General features: G+C 70.8%; 11 protein-coding genes. 6 read left to right on the forward strand and 5 right to left on the reverse strand.

What is annotated here, in order from left to right:
• The first annotated feature begins 12 nt into the window (after positions 1 to 12).
• Both OG568_RS05860 and OG568_RS05865 read left to right on the forward strand, forming a co-directional pair.
• Complete coding sequence (locus OG568_RS05860) at positions 13 to 1,110, forward strand: baeRF3 domain-containing protein (RefSeq protein ID WP_266425305.1); 1,098 nt, start codon at positions 13 to 15, stop codon at positions 1,108 to 1,110.
• A gap of 51 nt (positions 1,111 to 1,161) precedes the next feature.
• Positions 1,162 to 2,175 (forward strand): Gfo/Idh/MocA family protein, encoded by a 1,014-nt coding sequence (locus OG568_RS05865; RefSeq protein ID WP_329530590.1) that lies wholly within the window; start codon positions 1,162 to 1,164, stop codon positions 2,173 to 2,175.
• Here OG568_RS05865 and OG568_RS05870 read toward each other — a convergent pair whose 3' ends face one another.
• Positions 2,176 to 4,197 (reverse strand): phosphocholine-specific phospholipase C, encoded by a 2,022-nt coding sequence (locus OG568_RS05870; protein ID WP_329530591.1) that lies wholly within the window; start codon positions 4,195 to 4,197, stop codon positions 2,176 to 2,178.
• A 180-nt stretch (positions 4,198 to 4,377) separates the two neighbouring features.
• Here OG568_RS05870 and OG568_RS05875 point away from each other — a divergent pair, with 180 nt between their 5' ends.
• Both OG568_RS05875 and OG568_RS05880 read left to right on the forward strand, forming a co-directional pair.
• Positions 4,378 to 5,058 (forward strand): TetR/AcrR family transcriptional regulator, encoded by a 681-nt coding sequence (locus tag OG568_RS05875; RefSeq protein ID WP_329530592.1) that lies wholly within the window; start codon positions 4,378 to 4,380, stop codon positions 5,056 to 5,058.
• Positions 5,059 to 5,363: 305 nt separating this feature from the next.
• Positions 5,364 to 6,794 carry a PP2C family protein-serine/threonine phosphatase gene (locus OG568_RS05880; protein WP_329530593.1) on the forward strand — a complete coding sequence of 477 codons (1,431 nt, stop codon included), beginning with the start codon at positions 5,364 to 5,366 and terminating at the stop codon, positions 6,792 to 6,794.
• Between the two features lie 63 nt (positions 6,795 to 6,857).
• Here OG568_RS05880 and OG568_RS05885 read toward each other — a convergent pair whose 3' ends face one another.
• Entirely contained in the window at positions 6,858 to 8,360 is a 1,503-nt protein-coding gene (locus OG568_RS05885) for a DNA-binding protein NsdB (RefSeq protein ID WP_329360865.1), read from the reverse strand.
• 233 nt (positions 8,361 to 8,593) lie between these two features.
• Between OG568_RS05885 and OG568_RS05890 the strand changes: the two genes are divergently transcribed.
• Together OG568_RS05890 and OG568_RS05895 are read left to right on the forward strand one after the other, a co-directional pair.
• Positions 8,594 to 9,739 (forward strand): aminoglycoside phosphotransferase family protein, encoded by a 1,146-nt coding sequence (locus OG568_RS05890; protein WP_329530594.1) that lies wholly within the window; start codon positions 8,594 to 8,596, stop codon positions 9,737 to 9,739.
• 329 nt (positions 9,740 to 10,068) lie between these two features.
• Positions 10,069 to 12,048 carry an N-acetylmuramoyl-L-alanine amidase gene (locus tag OG568_RS05895; protein ID WP_329530595.1) on the forward strand — a complete coding sequence of 660 codons (1,980 nt, stop codon included), beginning with the start codon at positions 10,069 to 10,071 and terminating at the stop codon, positions 12,046 to 12,048.
• Between the two features lie 62 nt (positions 12,049 to 12,110).
• Here the strand turns inward: OG568_RS05895 and OG568_RS05900 are convergent, their stop codons facing one another.
• The 3 genes from OG568_RS05900 to OG568_RS05910 form a co-directional block, all read right to left on the reverse strand.
• On the reverse strand, positions 12,111 to 12,476 hold the full coding sequence (locus OG568_RS05900) for a hypothetical protein (RefSeq protein ID WP_266589082.1): 366 nt from the start codon (positions 12,474 to 12,476) through the stop codon (positions 12,111 to 12,113).
• A gap of 60 nt (positions 12,477 to 12,536) precedes the next feature.
• Positions 12,537 to 13,541, reverse strand: a complete 1,005-nt coding sequence (locus OG568_RS05905; protein WP_329530596.1) for a helix-turn-helix domain-containing protein — start codon at positions 13,539 to 13,541, stop codon at positions 12,537 to 12,539.
• A gap of 126 nt (positions 13,542 to 13,667) precedes the next feature.
• Entirely contained in the window at positions 13,668 to 17,486 is a 3,819-nt protein-coding gene (locus tag OG568_RS05910; RefSeq protein ID WP_329530597.1) for a S8 family peptidase, read from the reverse strand.
• Positions 17,487 to 17,512 lie beyond the last annotated feature (26 nt).

Below are 17,512 nucleotides of genomic sequence, written 5' to 3' on the forward strand. Positions count from 1 at the left end.
TATCGTGCTGTTATGGAGCACGCACTCAGCCCAGCGACCCTCACCAAGCTGCGCAGGCCGCGGCCCTATCCGGCGGTGTCGGTGCTGACGCCCACGCACCGCCGCGAACCCGACAACGCCCAGGATCCGGTCCGGCTGCGCAATGTCGTGGCCGAGGCCAAGAAACAGATCGAGTCCGATCCGGCGGTCACCCGCGAACGGCGCACCGACCTCGTCCAGCAGCTCGACCAGGCCCTCGCGGAGGTCGACCTGGCGCACGCCGAGGAGGGTCTCGCGATCTTCGCGGCACCCGGTGAACACCAGGTGTGGTCGCTGGCCCGCACGGTGCCCGAGCGCGTGGTGCTCTCGGACACCTTCCTGACCCGCAACCTCGTGGCCGCGCAGGTCTCGGAGCGGCCGTTCTGGGTGCTCGCGGTGTCGGCCGACCGCGTGACGCTGTGGGACGGCGGCGCCGACCGGGTCACCGAGGAGCGCATCGGCGGCTTCCCGCGCACCCGCAGCCTCGAGGACCCGAACGCCGAACGCAAGGAGCGCATCGGAGACCTGCCCAGCACCTTCCGTGACGAGCGGACCAAGCACTTCCTGCGGGATGCCGACACCGCGATGAGCGCCGTCCTGCGCGAGGATCCGCGTCCGCTGTACATCACGGGCGAGACCGCCGCGCTCTCCCTCCTCGACGAGGCAGGCACGGTCACCAAGGACGCCACGCACATCCCGCACGGCGGACTCGCGCACGGGACCCCCGAAGCCGTGTGGCAGGCAATCCGGCCCCTGATCAGCGCGGAGGAGCGCAGGGACACCGACGCGGTGGCCCGAGAGCTCGAATCGGCCCGTGGCCGCAAGGAGTTCGCGGCGGGAGTCGACGAGGTGTGGCAGAACGCCTCCCAGGCCCGGATCCGACTGCTGGCCGTCGAGGAGAACTACCGCGTGACGGTACGCGACGACGGCGGCGACCATCTGATCCCGGCGGAGAGCGGTGACCTGGACGCCCGCGAGGACATCGTCGACGAGATCGTCGAACAGTGCCTGGAGACCGGAGCGGAGGTCCGTTTCGTCCCCGACGGCAGTCTCGGTGACGCGAAAGGCATCGCCGGGGTGCTGCGCTACTGATCTTTCCGGCAGACAATCGCCTCGAGAGCTGTCTGCCGGAGAGGTGAGCGCGTGAGTGAGCTGTTGGGTGTCGCGGTCCTGGGTACGGGCCACATGGGGGCCGACCATGTGCGTCGGATCGACCGGGTGGTGAACGGCGCCCGCATCGCGGCGGTGGCCGATCCCGACACCGGACGCGCCAAGGACGCCGTGGCCGGGATCGACGGCGTCTCGGTGCACACCGAGGTCGCGGCGGCCCTCGACGCGCCCGGCGTACAGGCGGTGTTGATCGCCTCCCCCGGGCCCGCGCACGAGGAGGCGCTGCTCGCGGCCTTCGAGCGCGGCCTTCCGGTGCTGTGCGAGAAGCCGATGGTGCCGGATTCTGCCGGGGCGCTGCGGGTGGTGGACGCGGAGGCACGGCTCGGCCGGCGGCTCGTGCAGGTCGGGTTCATGCGCCGGTACGACGCCGAGTACCAGCGTCTGAAGTCCCTGCTGGACAGCCGGCGGCTGGGCCGTCCGCTGATGCTGCACTGCACGCACCGCAATGTGTCCTCCCCGCCCGGCTTCACCTCGGCGATGCTCGTCAACAGCTCGGTCTCGCACGAGATCGACGTGGCGCGCTGGCTGCTCGACCAGGAACTGACCGCCGTGACCGTGGTGCGCCCTCGGCCGTCCTCGGGCGCCCCCGAAGGTCTTCTCGACCCCCAGTTCGTGCTGTTCGAGACCGCCGACGGCACTCTGGTCGACGTCGAGGTCTTCGTGAACTCCGGCTTCGGCTACCAGGTGCGCTGCGAGGCGGTCTGCGAGTCCGGGAGCGCGCGGATCGGGGACGAGCACACCATGGTGGTGACGACGGCGGGCGGGGCCCGCGAGGAGGTGGCGCAGGACTACCTCGTACGGTTCGCCGACGCCTACGACCGCGAGGTGCAGGCCTGGGTGGACGCCACCCGCGCCGGACGGGTGACCGGACCGAGCGCCTGGGACGGGTACGCGGCCTCGGCCGTCGCCGAGGCCGGGGTCCGGGCCCTGGAGAGCGGCGAGCGGGTGGGCGTCGAACTCGCCCCGCGCCCGGACCTCTACGCGTGATCAGCCGCTGACGCTCGCCCTGCCCGTCTCGATGTGCCCGGTGAACCGGCGCGACCAGCTCGCGTCGCAGTCCACGGTGATCGTGAAGTCGTACCAGCCGTTCTGGTACGCGACGGCGTTGAAGCAGTCCTCGGTCGCACCGTCCGCGGCGACGGTGTACGTCCACGGCCCGTCGCCGCGGTACTGGTTCGAGGTGATCGTGAAATTCACCTGGCCGGCCGCGGAGTTGGTCATCCTGAGGTAGAGGGCGGTCTCGCCGGTGCCGGGGTCGGTGGCGTAACGGGCGCTCACCTCGGCCGACTTGCCCGCCTGGGTCGCGTCGCCCGCGAAGCGGCGCAGGAAGCGGTTGGGGCCGGCCATGGTGAAGTCGTACTTGCCGTCGCCGTACCCCGAGCCGATGTCGAAGTGGTCGCGGGCCGTGCCACCCGCGTCGACGGTGTACTGCCAGGGGGTGGTGTCGCGGTAGGCGTTCGGGTGGATCGAGAAGTGCGCGGCGCTGCCGGCCGGGGCGCCCTTGTTGGCCATCGTGAACCAGGCGAGGATCTTGCCGCCGGCCTCGAACTCCAGGTGGTCCAGGTAGCCGTTCGGCTGGTAGGGCAGGGCGCGGGCGGGCCGGGTGCCGGGCTCCTGGGCGGGCAGGGCGTTGGTGGTGGGCACCGGGTTGGGCAGGGGACGGCAGGTGGCCATGCCGATGACGCTCGTGGCGGGCAGCGGGACCGTCCCGTGGACCGGGGCGGTGAAGTCGAAGACTCCGGTGAGGTCGCCGGTGACCTTGCGGCGCCAGGCGCTGATGTTGGGGCAGGCGGCGGGCTTGCCGAGCGCCGTCGTCCACGTCTCGAGGAAGCGCAGGACCGAGGTGTGGTCGAAGACCTCCGAGGAGACCCAACCACCGTGCGTCCAGGGCGAGATGACGAGCATCGGGACACGGAAGCCGAGACCGTACGGGGTGCCGTCGAGGAACTCGCCCGCCGTGTTCGCGGGCGGGACCGGGGGCGGCACGTGGTCGAAGAAACCGTCGTTCTCGTCGTAGTCGAGGAACAGGACGGTGGAGTCGAAGACGTCCGGGTCGGCGGCGAGCGCCCTGTACACCAGGTCGACGAAGTGGGCGCCGTCGCCGGGCGGGGCATAGGGGTGCTCGGAGAACGCCTGGTTGGCGACCACCCAGGAGACCTGGGGCAGGTTGCCGGCGAGGACGTCCGCCCTGATGGCGGCGGCGATGTCGTCGGGGGTGGAGCCGGTGACCTTCGGCACGGAGGCCATGCCGCGGTCGTGCAGCGGGTCGCCCGCCTTGGCGGAGGCGAACTTCTTGAAGTAGGCGCAGCCGTTGTCGCCGTAGTTGTCCCGCGCGTTCTGGTAGACCTTCCAGGTCACTCCTGCCGTCTGGAGCGCCTCGGCGTAGTTCTGCCAGGTCAGTCCGGACTCGTCGCCGCCGTCGTAGCTGGAGCCGTCGACCTTGCCGCTCCACAGGTAGGAGCGGTTGGGGCCGGTCGCGCTGAGGGTGGAGCAGAAGTAGGCGTCGCAGATCGTGTAGTGGTCGGCGAGCGCGTAGTGGAAGGGGATGTCGGAGCGGTCGAGGTAGCCGAGCGAGCGGACGTTGCCGACGCCCGCGACCCAGTTGTCGAGGCGGCCCTTGTTCCAGGCGGAGTGCTGCGAGGACCAGGAGTGCGGGAGTTCGCCGTTGCACTGCGCGAGGGTCTCGCCGTCCTTGCCGCCCGCGGCGGGCGTGGAGCTGAGCTTCCACGGATACTGCCGTCCGCCGCCGTTCGGCTGGTCGAAGACGGAGTACCCGCCGGACAGGGTGATGCCGCTGCGGTCGTCGAAGCCGCGGACGCCCTTGAGACGGCCGAAGTAGTGGTCGAAGCTGCGGTTCTCCTGCATGAGGACGACGACGTGTCGTACGTCCGAGATGGTGCCGGTCCTCGCGCCGGCGGCCGGAGCCGGACGCGAGCCGACGCCCGGCGTGGCGCTCGCCGCCACGGATGCGCCGAGCCCGACGAGACCTCTTCGCCTGATCGGTGTCATTCGCCCGCCCCCTCGTCACCGGAGCACCCCGGCGGCGGGTTCCGGCGCGGGGCGCGTGCGGATCTCGTGCGGATCTCGTTAGCGGTTCATGATTACGTTATAGACTGTAACAAAAGCATGCTCCTCTATGCTGCATACGTCAAGGAGCAGTCCCCACGGACAGACGAAGAGGGCGATCACATGGCCACGGAGAGCCGGACAGGACCCGGACCGCGCGACCGGTTCCGCGCGCAGGTGCGGGAGGAGGTCAAGGCCGCGGCACTGCGGCAGCTGGCCGACGGCGGTCCGGAGGCACTGTCCCTCAACGCCATCGCCAAGCAGTTGGGCATGACCGGGCCCGCCCTCTACCGCTACTTCGCCAACCGGGACAGTCTGCTGACCGAGCTGGTCATCGACGCCTACGCCGACCTGGCGGCCACCTTGGCCCGCGCGGCCGGCGCCGCCGCGAGCGACGCGACCGCACGCCTGGCCGCGGTCGTACGGGCCTACCGCGACTGGGCGCGGAGCGAACCACACCGTTACCGACTGCTGTTCCGGGCACCCCTGCCGGGATACGACGCCCAGTCCACGCGGCTGGTCGAGGCCTCCCAGCCGGCCATGAACGTCGTACTGAACGTGACGAGCGCCCTGGCGGCCCCGGGCACGGCGGCTCCGGAGGGCTCGGAGGGCCAGTTCGGGGAGTGGCTGAAGCTCCGCGAAGTCGAGGACGTCCCGGTGGCGGTCGCCGCGCGGACCACGATGCTCTGGGCCCATCTGCACGGTCTGGTGAGCCTGGAGATCGAGCAGAACTTCGCCTCGATGGGCGTCGATCCCACGCCTCTCTACGAGGAGGAAGTGCGAGACTTCGCCCGCTCGCTGTGAACCGGGGGGAGCCTGTTCCCGAGCATGAGCAGGTCCCGCACATATGATCGTCGAACACAAGAATGAAGAGGGGTCCCGGCTACCCCTGACCTCCCTCAAGTCACGTACGCTTTCTACGACTTGGGCGCGCGACCCGCGTACCGAATCCGTGCCGGTCAGCCCGTCCGTCTGGACTGCGGCATATGCCAGAAGCACCACCGGATCGTGTGTTGCCAAATCCCTTACAGGGCGTCGCGGGCTGTGCAACAGTCGTAACGGTCCTTCCGCCCAGCCTTGGTCGTACCGTCCCCCCATCGGAGTGCGTCATGCCGTCCCATCTCTCTGCGGACCGCCCAGCCGCCCAGCCGCCCCAACGCGGCACGGTCGACGCGCTCATTTCGCAGACGCGACGGCTGCGCGGCGAGATGGACGCCGTACGGCGGGACGCTCCCCTCGACGGCGCGGACCCCCAGGGACGCTGGCAGCGTGCACTGTGCGATCTGGCGATGCACCAACTCAACGACCTCGACGAGCACTTGGCACAGTTGCGGGACGGACCTCCGCCCGTGCCCCCGGAGCCGGTCACCACGCCCGCCGCACCGGCCGCACCGGCGGTGACCCCGCGCGGCTCGCTGCTCAGCCGGGTGGGCAGCGCCGAGTGGAACCTGCTCACGGACGAGGCCAGTTGGTCCGGAGAGTTGTACGACATCCTGGGCCGCGACCCCGCTGCTCCCCCGCTCACCCTTGACGAACTGCCGTCGCTGGTGCTCGACGAGGACCGGCCGATGCTGACGGCCATGGTCACGGACTGCCTCGTCGACGCGAAGCCCATCGACGGCGAGTTCCGCATCGTGCGCCCCGACGGCGGGGTGCGGACCGTGCACATGATGGGCGAGCCGATACTCGACGCCGACGGCAGCACCGCCGCGATGTGGGCCGTCCTGCGCGACGTCAGCGAACTGCGCCGCAGCCAGCGGACGGTGAGTGAGACCCGTGAGTCGCTGCAGCTGTACCGGCACCACGCGCAGAGCGAGCACCGGCTCGCGGTCCAGTTGCAGGAGGCCGTGCTGCCTCCCTGGCGCGGCTCCCTGCGCTTCCCGCAACGGGGTCCCGAGGCCCTGGACCTCGCCGCCCGCTATCTGCCCTGCTCGACCAGCGCGCTGATCGGCGGCGACTGGTACGACGCGCTGGAACTCTCCGACGGGGCAACGCTGTTGAGCGTCGGTGACCTCACCGGGCAGGGGGTCACCGTCGCCTCGGGCATGGCGATGCTGCTCGGCGCCCTGCGCGGCATGGCCGTCACGGGCGCCCAGCCCGGGCAGCTCATGTCCTGGCTCAACCAGTTGCTCGACGCCTCGGTGCAGCCGGCCCTCGGCAGCGCCGTCTGCTGCCGCTACCGGCCCGAGACCCGCACCCTCACCTGGGCGCAGGCAGGACACCCCGCCCCGCTGCTGTTCCGCGGCGGGACGGGGCGCATGCTGGCAGCCCCCAACGGCGTGCTGCTCGGGGCGACCTCAGGGGCCGTCTACGGGCAGGCCGAAGAGACCCTCGAAGACGGCGACCTGCTGCTCCTGTACACCGATGGACTGGTCACCGGGCAGTACGGAGCACAAGCCGTCCAGCGGCTGATCGACCTGGCCCCGCGCTTGCGCGGAGCCCGCACGGCCCAGGACTGCGTACGGACCGTTGTGGAGGAATTCGGCGAGAGTGAGCGCGAGGACGACGCCTGCGTGCTCATCGCCAGGATCGGCTCGTAGAACCCGACCTGGAACCCCTTCTGTGCACACGGGCAGAAGTTCTGCGCACACGGGCGGGAGTGCTCATGCCTGTGTGGTGGTGCCCCCGCGCTTCGGCCTGAGCGAGCTCTTGGGGAGGGCGAGTTGGATCTCCTCACGCAGTTCGTGGATCTTCGGGTAGCCGGAGTACTCGGCGGTGAGCCGGTACATCTCACGCAGTCGGTCCCAGGTGCGGTGGGAGGAGTTCGCCCCCATCGACACCAGGGCCAGCCGGGCATAGCGGTCCGCCTGCTCGGGATCGTCCGCGATGAAGCACGCCGAGGCCAGCGACAGCCAGTCGAAGATCTGTGACCGCTGCCGTCCGTTCTCCCTCAGGTGCAGCGCCTCCTTGGCGTGGCGCTGTGCCATGGTCGCGGCGGCCGGGTCGTGCTCCGCGAGCGTCCGGTAGGCCAGGGCCTGCATGCCGTGCAGGTCCGCCTCGTCGAACATCTGCATCCAACTCGGCGGTGGCACATCACCCTTGTCGGAGACGAAGAGGTCCTCCGCCTCCCCCAGGGTGCGCCGCATGGCCTGGCCCTTGCCCATCGACGCCTGAGCCCAGGCCTCGATGGTGTAGAGCATGGCCCGGGTGCGCGGCAGCGTCTCGGAACCCGAGCCCGACTTGGCGAGCTTCATCAGGTCCAGGGCGTCATCGGGCCGGCCCAGGTGCACCATCTGACGGGCGGCACGGGAGAGCGCCTCCCCGGCGCGCGGCCGGTCGCCGCCTTCTCTGGCCGCGTGCGCGGCGATGACGAAGTACTTCTGGGCCGTGGGCTCCAGGCCGACGTCGTGCGACATCCAGCCCGCGAGGACGGCGAGATTGGCGGCGACGCCCCACAGGCGCCGCTGCAGATGGTCGGGGTGTCGGTAGGAGAGCATGCCTCCCACTTCGTTGAGCTGGCCCACCACGGCCTTGCGTTGCAACCCGCCGCCGCGGGCCGCGTCCCAGGCCCGGAACACCTCGACCGAGCGCTCCAGTTCCTCGATCTCCTGCGACCCGATGGGGGCGGCCTCGTAGCGGTCGAACCCAGCGGGGTCGGCGTGCAGGGGATTGTCGATGACAGGGGCGTCGGCCGCGAGGGCCGGATCGGTGTGGAGCCAGTCGTGCATAGCACTGCTGAGTGCGGATCCCGCGGCGAGCGCGGCGCCCGCGCCCACCAAGCCGCGTCGGTTGAGCATGAGGTCCATTCCCGTGAATTCGGTGAGGACCGCAGCGGTTCGCTCGGGCGCCCACGGCACTCCGTCGGGATGTTCCACATTCCCGCCGCCCGGCCGTTTCCCCACACGCCCGTGCCGCACCAGACCGAGGTCCTCGATGGTCACGACACGGCCGAGACGCTCGGTGAAAAGGACCGCCAGCACTCGCGGAACCGGATCGCGCGGGATCTCTCCCATGTCGATCCAACGCCGCACCCGTGAGGTGTCGGTCGCCAGCTGAGGGTGACCCATGGCCGCCGCCTGCTTGTTGACCAGCCTCGCGAGTTCGCCCTTGGACCAGCCGGCCAGGCCGAACAGATCCGACAGACGAGTGTTGGGTTGTCCGTTCACGTCAAGCCCCCAGGTTCTCGGCTGAGTTGACAGTAACCCTCTGTCAGTTGCTGAGCGACTATTCGCCAGGGTTCGCCAGGGTGCGCCAGATGGTCTGCCACTGGGCATCCGGTGTCAGGTAGGAATGCGCCACCCCGACCCGGTTGCCGAGGAACATTCCCCCAGGGTGCACCAGGGCCGCCGGGGCGGGTAGCGCAGCAACTTGCAGGCACACGAAGGGATCTGTTTCGCCCATGTACACAGCATCGTCCTCCGTGTCCGCTCCGCCCCGGTCGCTTCACCCCCGCCCGGCGGCGGCGGGCAGTGGCCCCTACCTCGACCCCGCTCGACCGGCGGCCCCCGTGCTCGGCGCCGGCAGGACGCGGCGCGTTCCGGGGCTCGGCACCCAACCGCTCAGCGGGAGACTCGACTTGTCCGGCCCCCAGGGCGCGCAGCTGCGCACGGCGATCGCGTCGGTGCACCGGATCTGTCCGGAGTTCACTCCGGTCCAGGTACTGCGCCGCAGCGGGCGCTCCGTGCTCCTCGTCGGCACGACGGGGCGCAGCACGGCAGTCGCCAAGTGTTTACTGGACCACTCCCCGATCTGGTCGGAGCGGATCAGGCACGAAATAGCGGCATACCGGTCGTTCGTGCGGCATCGGCCGCCGGTCCGGGTGCCCCGGCTGATCGCGGCGGACCCGGACAACTGCACCCTCGTGATCGAGCGGATGCCGGGGCGGGTGGCCGCGCTGCAGCGGCACCCGGCGGAGGCGCCGCCCCGCGCGGACATCCGTGCGGCACTGGGTGCGATCTGCCGGCTGAACGCGTGGCGGCCGCCGGCGGGGACGTTCGACGCCCCGCTGGACTACGCGGAGCGGATCTCCCGTTTCCATGAGCTGGGTCTGCTCACGGACCGGGACATGGGCGACCTGCAGAAGCTGGTGCACGGCATCGCGCACTCGGCGGGCCGACAGGGCATGGGCCAGTTCTGTCACGGGGACGCGTTGCTGTCGAACATCCTGCTCTCACCGGCCGGTCCCGTACTGGTGGACTGGGAGCACGCGGGCTGGTACCTGCCGGGCTACGACCTGGCGACGCTGTGGGCGGTCCTCGGTGACGCTCCCGTGGCGCGCCGTCAGATCAGTCAGCTCGCGCAGTCCGCCGGTCCCGCGGCGCGTGACGCCTTCCTGGTGAACCTGATGCTCGTACTGACCCGGGAGATCCGTACGTACGAGACCGCCGTGCAGCGTTCGATGCACGACTCGACCCCGGCGGCACCGGGACCGGCCCACCCGGGTGCTGCGCCGTCCGACGAGGAACAGCGGCTGCTGCTGCGGCGGCTGCACGACGACTGCCAGATGGCCCGTCGGGCCGTTCGAGCGGCGGTCGGCACTCGTTGACGGGGAGGAAGGCCCGCGGTGCGCCTGAACGGCGGCGCGCTGCGGGCCTTCGTCGTGCGAGGACTTCCGTGCGGCACCGATGTACGGCGAGCGGCTCTTCCCCCGTCGGCATCACTCTCGCGGGCATCTTCACCCGTTCGCGCCAGGGGTCCACTCCACTGACGCCTTGCAGGCCGTCCCGATGCCGCCACGAAATCCCGTTCGTCCCGTCTTGACAAGGGAAATCGCCTGCTCCTGGGCAAGATTGACGGATCGTCGGAGAGCCGATACCACTGACCCACGATCGGCCCCGCACGCTCCACCGCGCTCGACCGTCCCAGGAGGCTGCATTGCGAGGATCTCTCATCGACCCCGAGGCCACTGCCGGGCACAGACGCGCGCGCCGCACCGCGGGCGCCGTCGCCTCGGCGGCTTTGTTGTTGCCGCTGCTCGGCGCGGCCCCCTCGAGCAGCACCGCGCAGGCGTCCTCCGCGGAGCTCCAGCAGGCCTTCGCCGGCGCTGCCGCCGAGTACCACGTGCCGCTGAGCGTCCTGCTCGGCGTCTCCTACCTCCAGTCCCGCTGGGACGCGCACGCGGGCGCGCCGAGTGTCAGCGGCGGCTACGGCCCCATGCATCTCACCGACGCGCGGACGGCCATCGCGAAGGCCCCGCACCACAGCGAGGGCACGGAGGACGCCCGTGGCGACAGCTCGCGCCCGTCCCTGCTGCCCACCACCCAGGTGCCGCAGAACTCCCAACTCCCGGACCGGCTGAAGACGTTGCCGAAGGCGGCCCGGCTCACCGGCCTGCCCGAAGAGCGGCTGCGTACCGAGGCCGCCGCGAACGTGGCGGGCGGGGCCGCGCTCCTCGCCGCCGAGCAGAAGGACCTCGGCGAGCCGCTGAGTGACGACGCGGCCGACTGGTACGGCGCGGTGGCACGCTTCTCCGGCGCGGACGACACCGCGACCGCGGCGACCTACGCCAATGACGTCTACGAGGTGATCCGCCAGGGCGAGGAGCGCACCACGGACGCCGGTCAGCGGGTCGCGCTCACCGCCCGGCCCGGACTGAGCCCCGACACCGCGCAGCTGCGGCGGGCGGGGCTGCGTACCGTCTCCGCCGCGAACACCGAGTGCCCCACGTCCGTGTCCTGCGAGTGGATCCCGGCTCCGTACACCGAGTTCGGCGGCAGTGACTACGGGAACCACGACCTCGGTGACCGGCCCGCGTCGCAGAGCATCAAGTACATCGTCATCCATGACACGGAGGGCACCTGGGACGGCTCTCTGAAGCTGGTCCAGGACCCGGCCTACGTGTCGTGGAACTACACCCTGCGCTCGACCGACGGTCACATCGCCCAGCATGTGAAGGCGAAGGACGTGGCCTGGCACGCGGGGAACTGGTACATCAACGCCAAGTCGATCGGCCTGGAACACGAGGGGTTCCTCGCCTCGCCGGACGCCTGGTACACGGAGGCGATGTACCGCGCCTCGGCGCGGCTCGTGAACTACCTCGCCGACAAGTACCGCGTTCCGCTGGACCGCCAGCACATCCTGGGCCACGAGAACGTGCCCGGTCCGACCACGTCGACCATCCCCGGCATGCACACGGACCCGGGCCCGTACTGGGACTGGCAGCACTACTTCACCCTGCTCGGCCACCCCTTCAAGCCTGCGACGAAGACGAGTGGCGGCCTGGTCACCGTGCTGCCGGACTTCGCGGCGAACCAGCCCCGGTACACGGGCTGTGTCACCAGCGGCGAGGCATGCGCGGCGCACGGCTCCAGCGAGGTGCGGCTCTACTCCCGGCCGGACGAGACCTCGGCCCTGATCAAGGACATCGGGCTGCGTCCCAACGGCAACGACTCGACGATCGACGTGAACGACGTGGGTTCCCGGGTCTCCACCGGACAGCAGTACGCGGTCGCGGACCGTGACGGCGACTGGACGGCGATCTGGTACCTGGGCCAGAAGGCCTGGTTCAAGAACCCGCAGAGCCGGCCGACAGCGGTGAACGCCTCGGGCCAGGTCGTGACCCCCAAGGCGGGCCTCACGCAGATCCCCGTGTACGGGCGCGCCTATCCGGAGTCTGCGGCATACCCGGCGGGCGTCCCCGTCCAGGCCGTCTCACCGCTCCCGTACAAGATCCCGGCGGGCCAGAAGTACGCCGCCGGTGACAAGGTGCCGGGCGAGTACTTCTACGCGCCGACCTTCGACACGGCACCGCACAAGGTCGTGATCGGCAAGGACATGTACTACGAGATCCAGTTCGGCCACCGGGTGGCGTTCGTCCGGGCGGCGGACGTGAACGTGACGCGCTCGCGCACATAGGGGCCGGGAGCTGGAGGCCGGGCCGCTGACAGCGCCCCGGCCTCCCGGCTCGCGTACCCTCGCTACTCCGACCAGTCGAGCTGGTGTTCCGGGACCCCGAAGGTCCAGCCCACCGCCCGGGCCTCGGCCCGTGCCGCGCGGTCGCCCCGCGCGTACCGCAGGACCCGCCCCGGGAACACCACGAACGTCTCGTCGGCGGACCGCAGATCGGCGTACCAACCCGGCTGGTCCAATGCCTCCGAGATCGCCTCGGCGACCTCCGCCGCGCGCGCCGCCGCCACACTGAACTCGATGACCGTCCAGACGTCCGGCTGCCCGGCCCCGACGTTCTGCGGACGGAACCGATAGATCTCCCGGGTTTCTATCCTCAGATCCTTCAGGTGGGTACCGACCTTCAGGCTTTCCACGATGAGTGAACCGTCGGTCATGGGGACTCCTCTTGCTGGCGGGCACGTACGGCCGGGAGACGGGCGCCGGGCCCGTCCGCGCTACACCCAGTCCCGGCGAGCGGCCTGCCAGGCCAGTTGCATACGGGTGGCCGCCCCGGCGAACGTCATCAGTTGCTGGATGTGACGTTGGACCGTACGCCTGCTCAGGCCCATTTGCGAGGCGATCGCCTTGTCCGTGACGCCCGCGACGAGCAGGGAGAGCAGCCGTCGGTCCGTGCTGGAGAGAGAGTCGGCGCCGGACGTCCCGTCGGTGCCGCTGACCGTTCCGGAGTCGTCGACGCGCAGAGGGACGGCGTCGTCCCAGTAGCGTTCGAAGAGTGCGATGAGCGCGGCGAGGAGACTGCTGTCGCGCACGAGGGCCGCGGTGGGTTCCTCGGGGCTGCCGTAAGGACCACCGGGCACGAGGGGGCAGATGGCGATGGCGCGGTCGGACACGGCGAGCCGCAGGGGCAGATGGGGTACCGCGCGGGCGACTTCACCGGCCCGTACGCCCTCGATAACGTTGTCCACGGCTCCCTCGTCGTCGAAGAACGCCTTCTCGTAGAGGGCTCGATAACGCACGCCGCGGGCCAGGGCTTCGAACTCCGCCTGGTTGCTGCCCGACGGCATGGCCACGTACTGGGCCTTGCAGAACCACAGCATCTCGTCGCGGGTGTCCGCCTGGATGCGGAAGAGGTGCTGGCGCAGCGCGTCCGCCCCGGTGATCACCTCGATGAGCTCACCGGCGTCGCGTCGGCGCATGGTGTCCCGGTAGGTCGCCAGCAGGGCGGTGGTCGTGGCGCGAGCCTGGTCGAGGGCGTCGGCGTTGCGTTTGAGCCGGGGCATGAGGGCCACGTCGGGTGGTGTGGCCCGGTAGAGCCGTGGTGACCCGTCGGTGTGGCTGGCCAGTCCCTTGGCCGTGAGCGCCTCGAGGGTCTGTGCGGCCTCCGCGACGGTGGCATCGGATCGGATCGCGAAGTCGCCCGCCGAGGCGTTGCTCATCGTCACCAGGATCCGGTAGGCGGACTCCTCGGCATCGGTGACCCCGGCGGCTTCCAGTGTCACGGTGTTCTCCTTGGTCCCGCCCCGTCCAACAGTTGAACACCGTACTGCATCCGGGTGGACGGGCGGCGGGTGCACGGCCACGTCGCTCTGCCGTGCACCCGCCGTGTGCGCTGTCCGCCGTCGCGGCTACCCCCGTTGCAGGTAGGCGCGTTCCACTGTCTGTCGGACGCTGTTGCCGAGCCGGTCGCGCGCCGTGACACGCAGGGTCACATACGCGTCGCCGTGGCCGGAGGGCCGGGTGACGGTGGCGCGGAACGCGTCGTGCCCGCGGTCCTTCACGGCCGCTCCGCTCCAGTGCCTGCCGCCGTCGTAGGACACCTCCACCCGCAGGGACACTCCGCGCGGGGCGGACTGCCCGTCCTGGGCGCGGACGGCCAGGCCGATGGTGTGTGTGCGCCCGGCTCCCACCGCGTTGTGCGCGTCGACCGGTACGTCGTAGTCGAGTTGCAGCAGGGACAGCGGTGTCGCCGTGGCCGTGGTCGCGGACCGGAAGCCCCAGGAGGTGTCGGTACGCGTCCCGAACGCCCACTCGTCGTCCACGCGCGAGGTCGTCAGGTCCAGCCGGTAGTCGGCCGCGCCCGGGGTCACCTCGAAATCGGTCCAGGCGCTGTCGGCGTCGGCGACCTTCACCCCGTCGCGGTAGAGCGCCGCGGCGGCCGTGTCACCGCCCGACGCGTCGGAGGCCGTGGCGAATCCGCCCACCCCACCGCCACCACCGGCGAGCAGCCGTGACCAGTGGCCCGCCGTGGAGTCGGTGAACTCCGGGATGCGCAGGGCCAGTACGTCTCCGGTCCGTACGGAGGGCGTCGCGATGCCCTTGGGGATCGAGGGACGCACCACGGCCCCCTGCCAGCGCTCTGCCGGCTGTTGGCCTGCCCGGTAGGTGCGGGGCCTGTCCTTCATGCCCACGGCCAGCGGCATGTCGACGTCGAACGTGGTCGTGTGATGCACCAGGTGCTGCCAGGTCGTGTCGTTCGCGCTGACGTACTCGGTGCGGGCGAAGCCCGTCGGCACGTAGCGGGTGTACTGCAGCCAGGCGGTGTCCTGGTAGGGGCGCCAGGCGAACCGCTGCTCACTGGCCCAGGGTGCTCCTCCGTTGTCGGCGTAGGTGGTCCGCAGCACCGCGCTGTTGCGCTCTGAGACCGTGTACACCACGTGCCGAGGTATCTGTTGGGAGGACGTCTGCATGACGTCGTAGAGGTACGGGCTCTTCGCCGTTCCGGTGAATCGGACGGTGGTGGCCGGGTGCTTCTTCAGCCGGTCGAGCAGGGCGGCGCCCACCGCCTTGCCGATGCGGACGGTCGGCACGGCGTTGCGTTCGCCGTCGGGGCTCCAGCGCGTCCAGGCGATGTCGGCGAAGTGGGTCATCACCAGTCCGCGTGCGCCCGCGGCGGCCGCCTGCTGGGCCAACTGCCTTTCGTTCGTGCCCTGTTCGTTGCGGACGATCGCGAGTTTGCCGCGGGCCCCGCTGAAGTCGGGCTTGTCGAACGTGCCCGCGTCCACGGCGGTCAAGGTGGTGCCGGCGTCGAACAGTGGTGAACTCGGCATGTAGTACGGGTTGAGGGCGAGGTCACCGCCCGAGACTTTCGCCTCGATCAGCGGGGCGACCAGCTGCCAGCGCGAGGCGAACTCGAAGGTGCCGTCGGTGACGGCCGCGGTGGGGCTGACGTAGAGCCGCTTGGCGAGGTCGAAGTACATCGTGCCCTGGAGGAGGCTGTGTCCGTCGATCTGCCGGTAGGTCTGGTAGTTGAGGATGCCGCGCTGTTCGGCGGGCCGGGGTGTGCGGATGTCGACCCGGGTGGTCTTGCGGGCGTCCAGGGTGACCGCCATGTCCTTGGTGACCTTCACCTCCGGCAGGACGACCTGGCGCAGCTCCTGGCCGTCGTCGACCGTGTCCAGGCTGGAATAGTCGAGTTGGTAGGTCCCTTCCTCGACTTCGGCGACGGCCGGCTCGGTGCTGACGTAGCCGACGAATCCGTCCGGGCCCCAGATGGTGGGCAGCGCCTGGACGCGCTTGCCGGTGTGGTCGTAGGTGGTGACGGTGAGCTTGTGGACGGGGCCGTGCACCACGATGCTGACCGTGGTGTGGACCTTGACCGCGCCGTCGCTCGTGGCGGCGGTGACATAGCCGTAGTAGTCGCCCCGGCCGGCCAGGGAGGGGTCCACCGTCAGCGGCACGTCCACCGTGGCGCCGGCGGTGATCCGCACCGTGTCGGAGCCGAGTCGCAGCGCACCGGCCGCGAGGTCCCGGCCGCCGCTGGTCGCCAGGTGCGCGGCGAGGGCGAGGGTGACTTCCTTGTCCGAGGTGTTGGTGTAGCGGGCGGTGGTCGTGCGCGGGGCGCTGTCGTCGCCGCCGGTCCCGTAGGGCCCGAGGGCCACACTCCCGGTGGCGGTGACCGGTCCGAGAGCCGCCGCGGCCACGTCGACGCGGCCGCCGCCCTCCTCGGTCACCTGCTGTCCCTCGACGGTGTGCGCCGTGCTGACGAGCGCGTCCTTGAGCTGCTGTCCGCTCCAGGTGGGATGCGCCTGGGCGAGCAGCGCGGCGGCGCCCGTCACATGCGGGGTGGCCATCGACGTACCGGAGGCCGCCACGTAGTACTGGTCCACCGGGTCGCCCATGGTGGTGCCCGCGGCGCGTGCCGCCACGATGCCCACGCCCGGCGCGGTGACGTCGGGCTTGACCGCGCGGTCGCCGTGGCGCGGACCGCGGCTGGAGAACGCTGCGAGTGAGTCGTCCCGGTCCACCGCGCCCACGGTCAGTGCGGCGTCCGCGGCGCCGGGCGATCCGATGGTTTCCTGGCCCTGCTCTCCGCTGTTGCCGGCCGCCACCACGAACAGGGCGCCGCTGGAGCTGCTGAGTTCGTCGACGGCGAGGCTCATGGGGTCGGTGCCGTCGCTCACCTCGTCCGAGCCCAGGCTCATGTTGACGACCTTGGCGCCCTCGGAGGCGGCCCACTCCATGCCGTCGATGACCTGCGACTCGGTTCCGAAGCCGTCGTCACCCAGGACCTTGCCGATCAGCAGGTCGGCGCCCGGGGCCACCCCCTTGCGGAGGCCGCCTGACGCGGCGCCGGTCCCGCCGACCGTGGAGGCGACGTGGGTGCCGTGGCCGAAGACGTCACCGGTGCCGGAGCTGCCGGAGAAGTCCTTCGCCTCGCTGATGCGTCCGGCCAGGTCCGGGTGGGTCTGGTCGACACCGGTGTCGAGGACCGCCACCTTGACGGACCTGCCGTCGTACCCGGCCTTCCAGACCGCCGGGGCGTTGATCTGTGCGGTGCTGCGGTCGAGGGCGGCGTCCACCCGGCCGTCCAGCCAGATCCTGGGCGTGGCGGCCACACGCGCGGCGCTCACCGTGTTCGGGGTGGGGGCGAGTTGTTTCCAGAACCGGCCCAGGTCGCCGTCGGAGATCCGGACCGCCTGCGCGTCGATGCTGTCCAGGCCCCGGGCGGGCGCGTCGTCCTCGGTCAGTGTGGTGAGCCTGCGTACCGCGGAGGCCGGGACGCCGTCCGGTCGGCCGATGATCAGGGGGAGGGCGTCGGTGTGCGCCGTGTCGTACTTCTGCTTGATGAGCGCGCTGACGTTGAACAGCTGCCGGTCCAGGCGCCCGGCGGAGACCAGGTCCTGGGCGTCGGAGGGCATGACCGTGAGGTCGCCGTCCTGCTCCACGGTCCGGAACAGGATGCCGCTTCTGCCGCTGCCGGGCTCGACGGCGGCGATCCGCTTGCCGTCGCTGTCCGTCGTGACGGTGACACGGTCGCCCGTGATCAGCCGTACGGTGGCGCCGGCGCCGGGCGAGGTTCCCGCCGAGGCAGCCGTGGCCGCTGTTGCCGTCGTGGTCGTCCCGGCCGTACTGGGCACACCAGCGGCACCGGCCGCCGTCGGCATGCCGCCGGCGGTCAGCGCCAGGCCGGCCGATATCACCGCCGCGAGGCGGATCCGTCTCATCAGGTCAGCACCTTTCCATGCATGGT

Origin of the sequence: Streptomyces sp. NBC_01450, assembly GCF_036227505.1 — a bacterium.
In the GTDB taxonomy this organism is placed as follows: Bacteria; Actinomycetota; Actinomycetes; order Streptomycetales; family Streptomycetaceae; genus Streptomyces.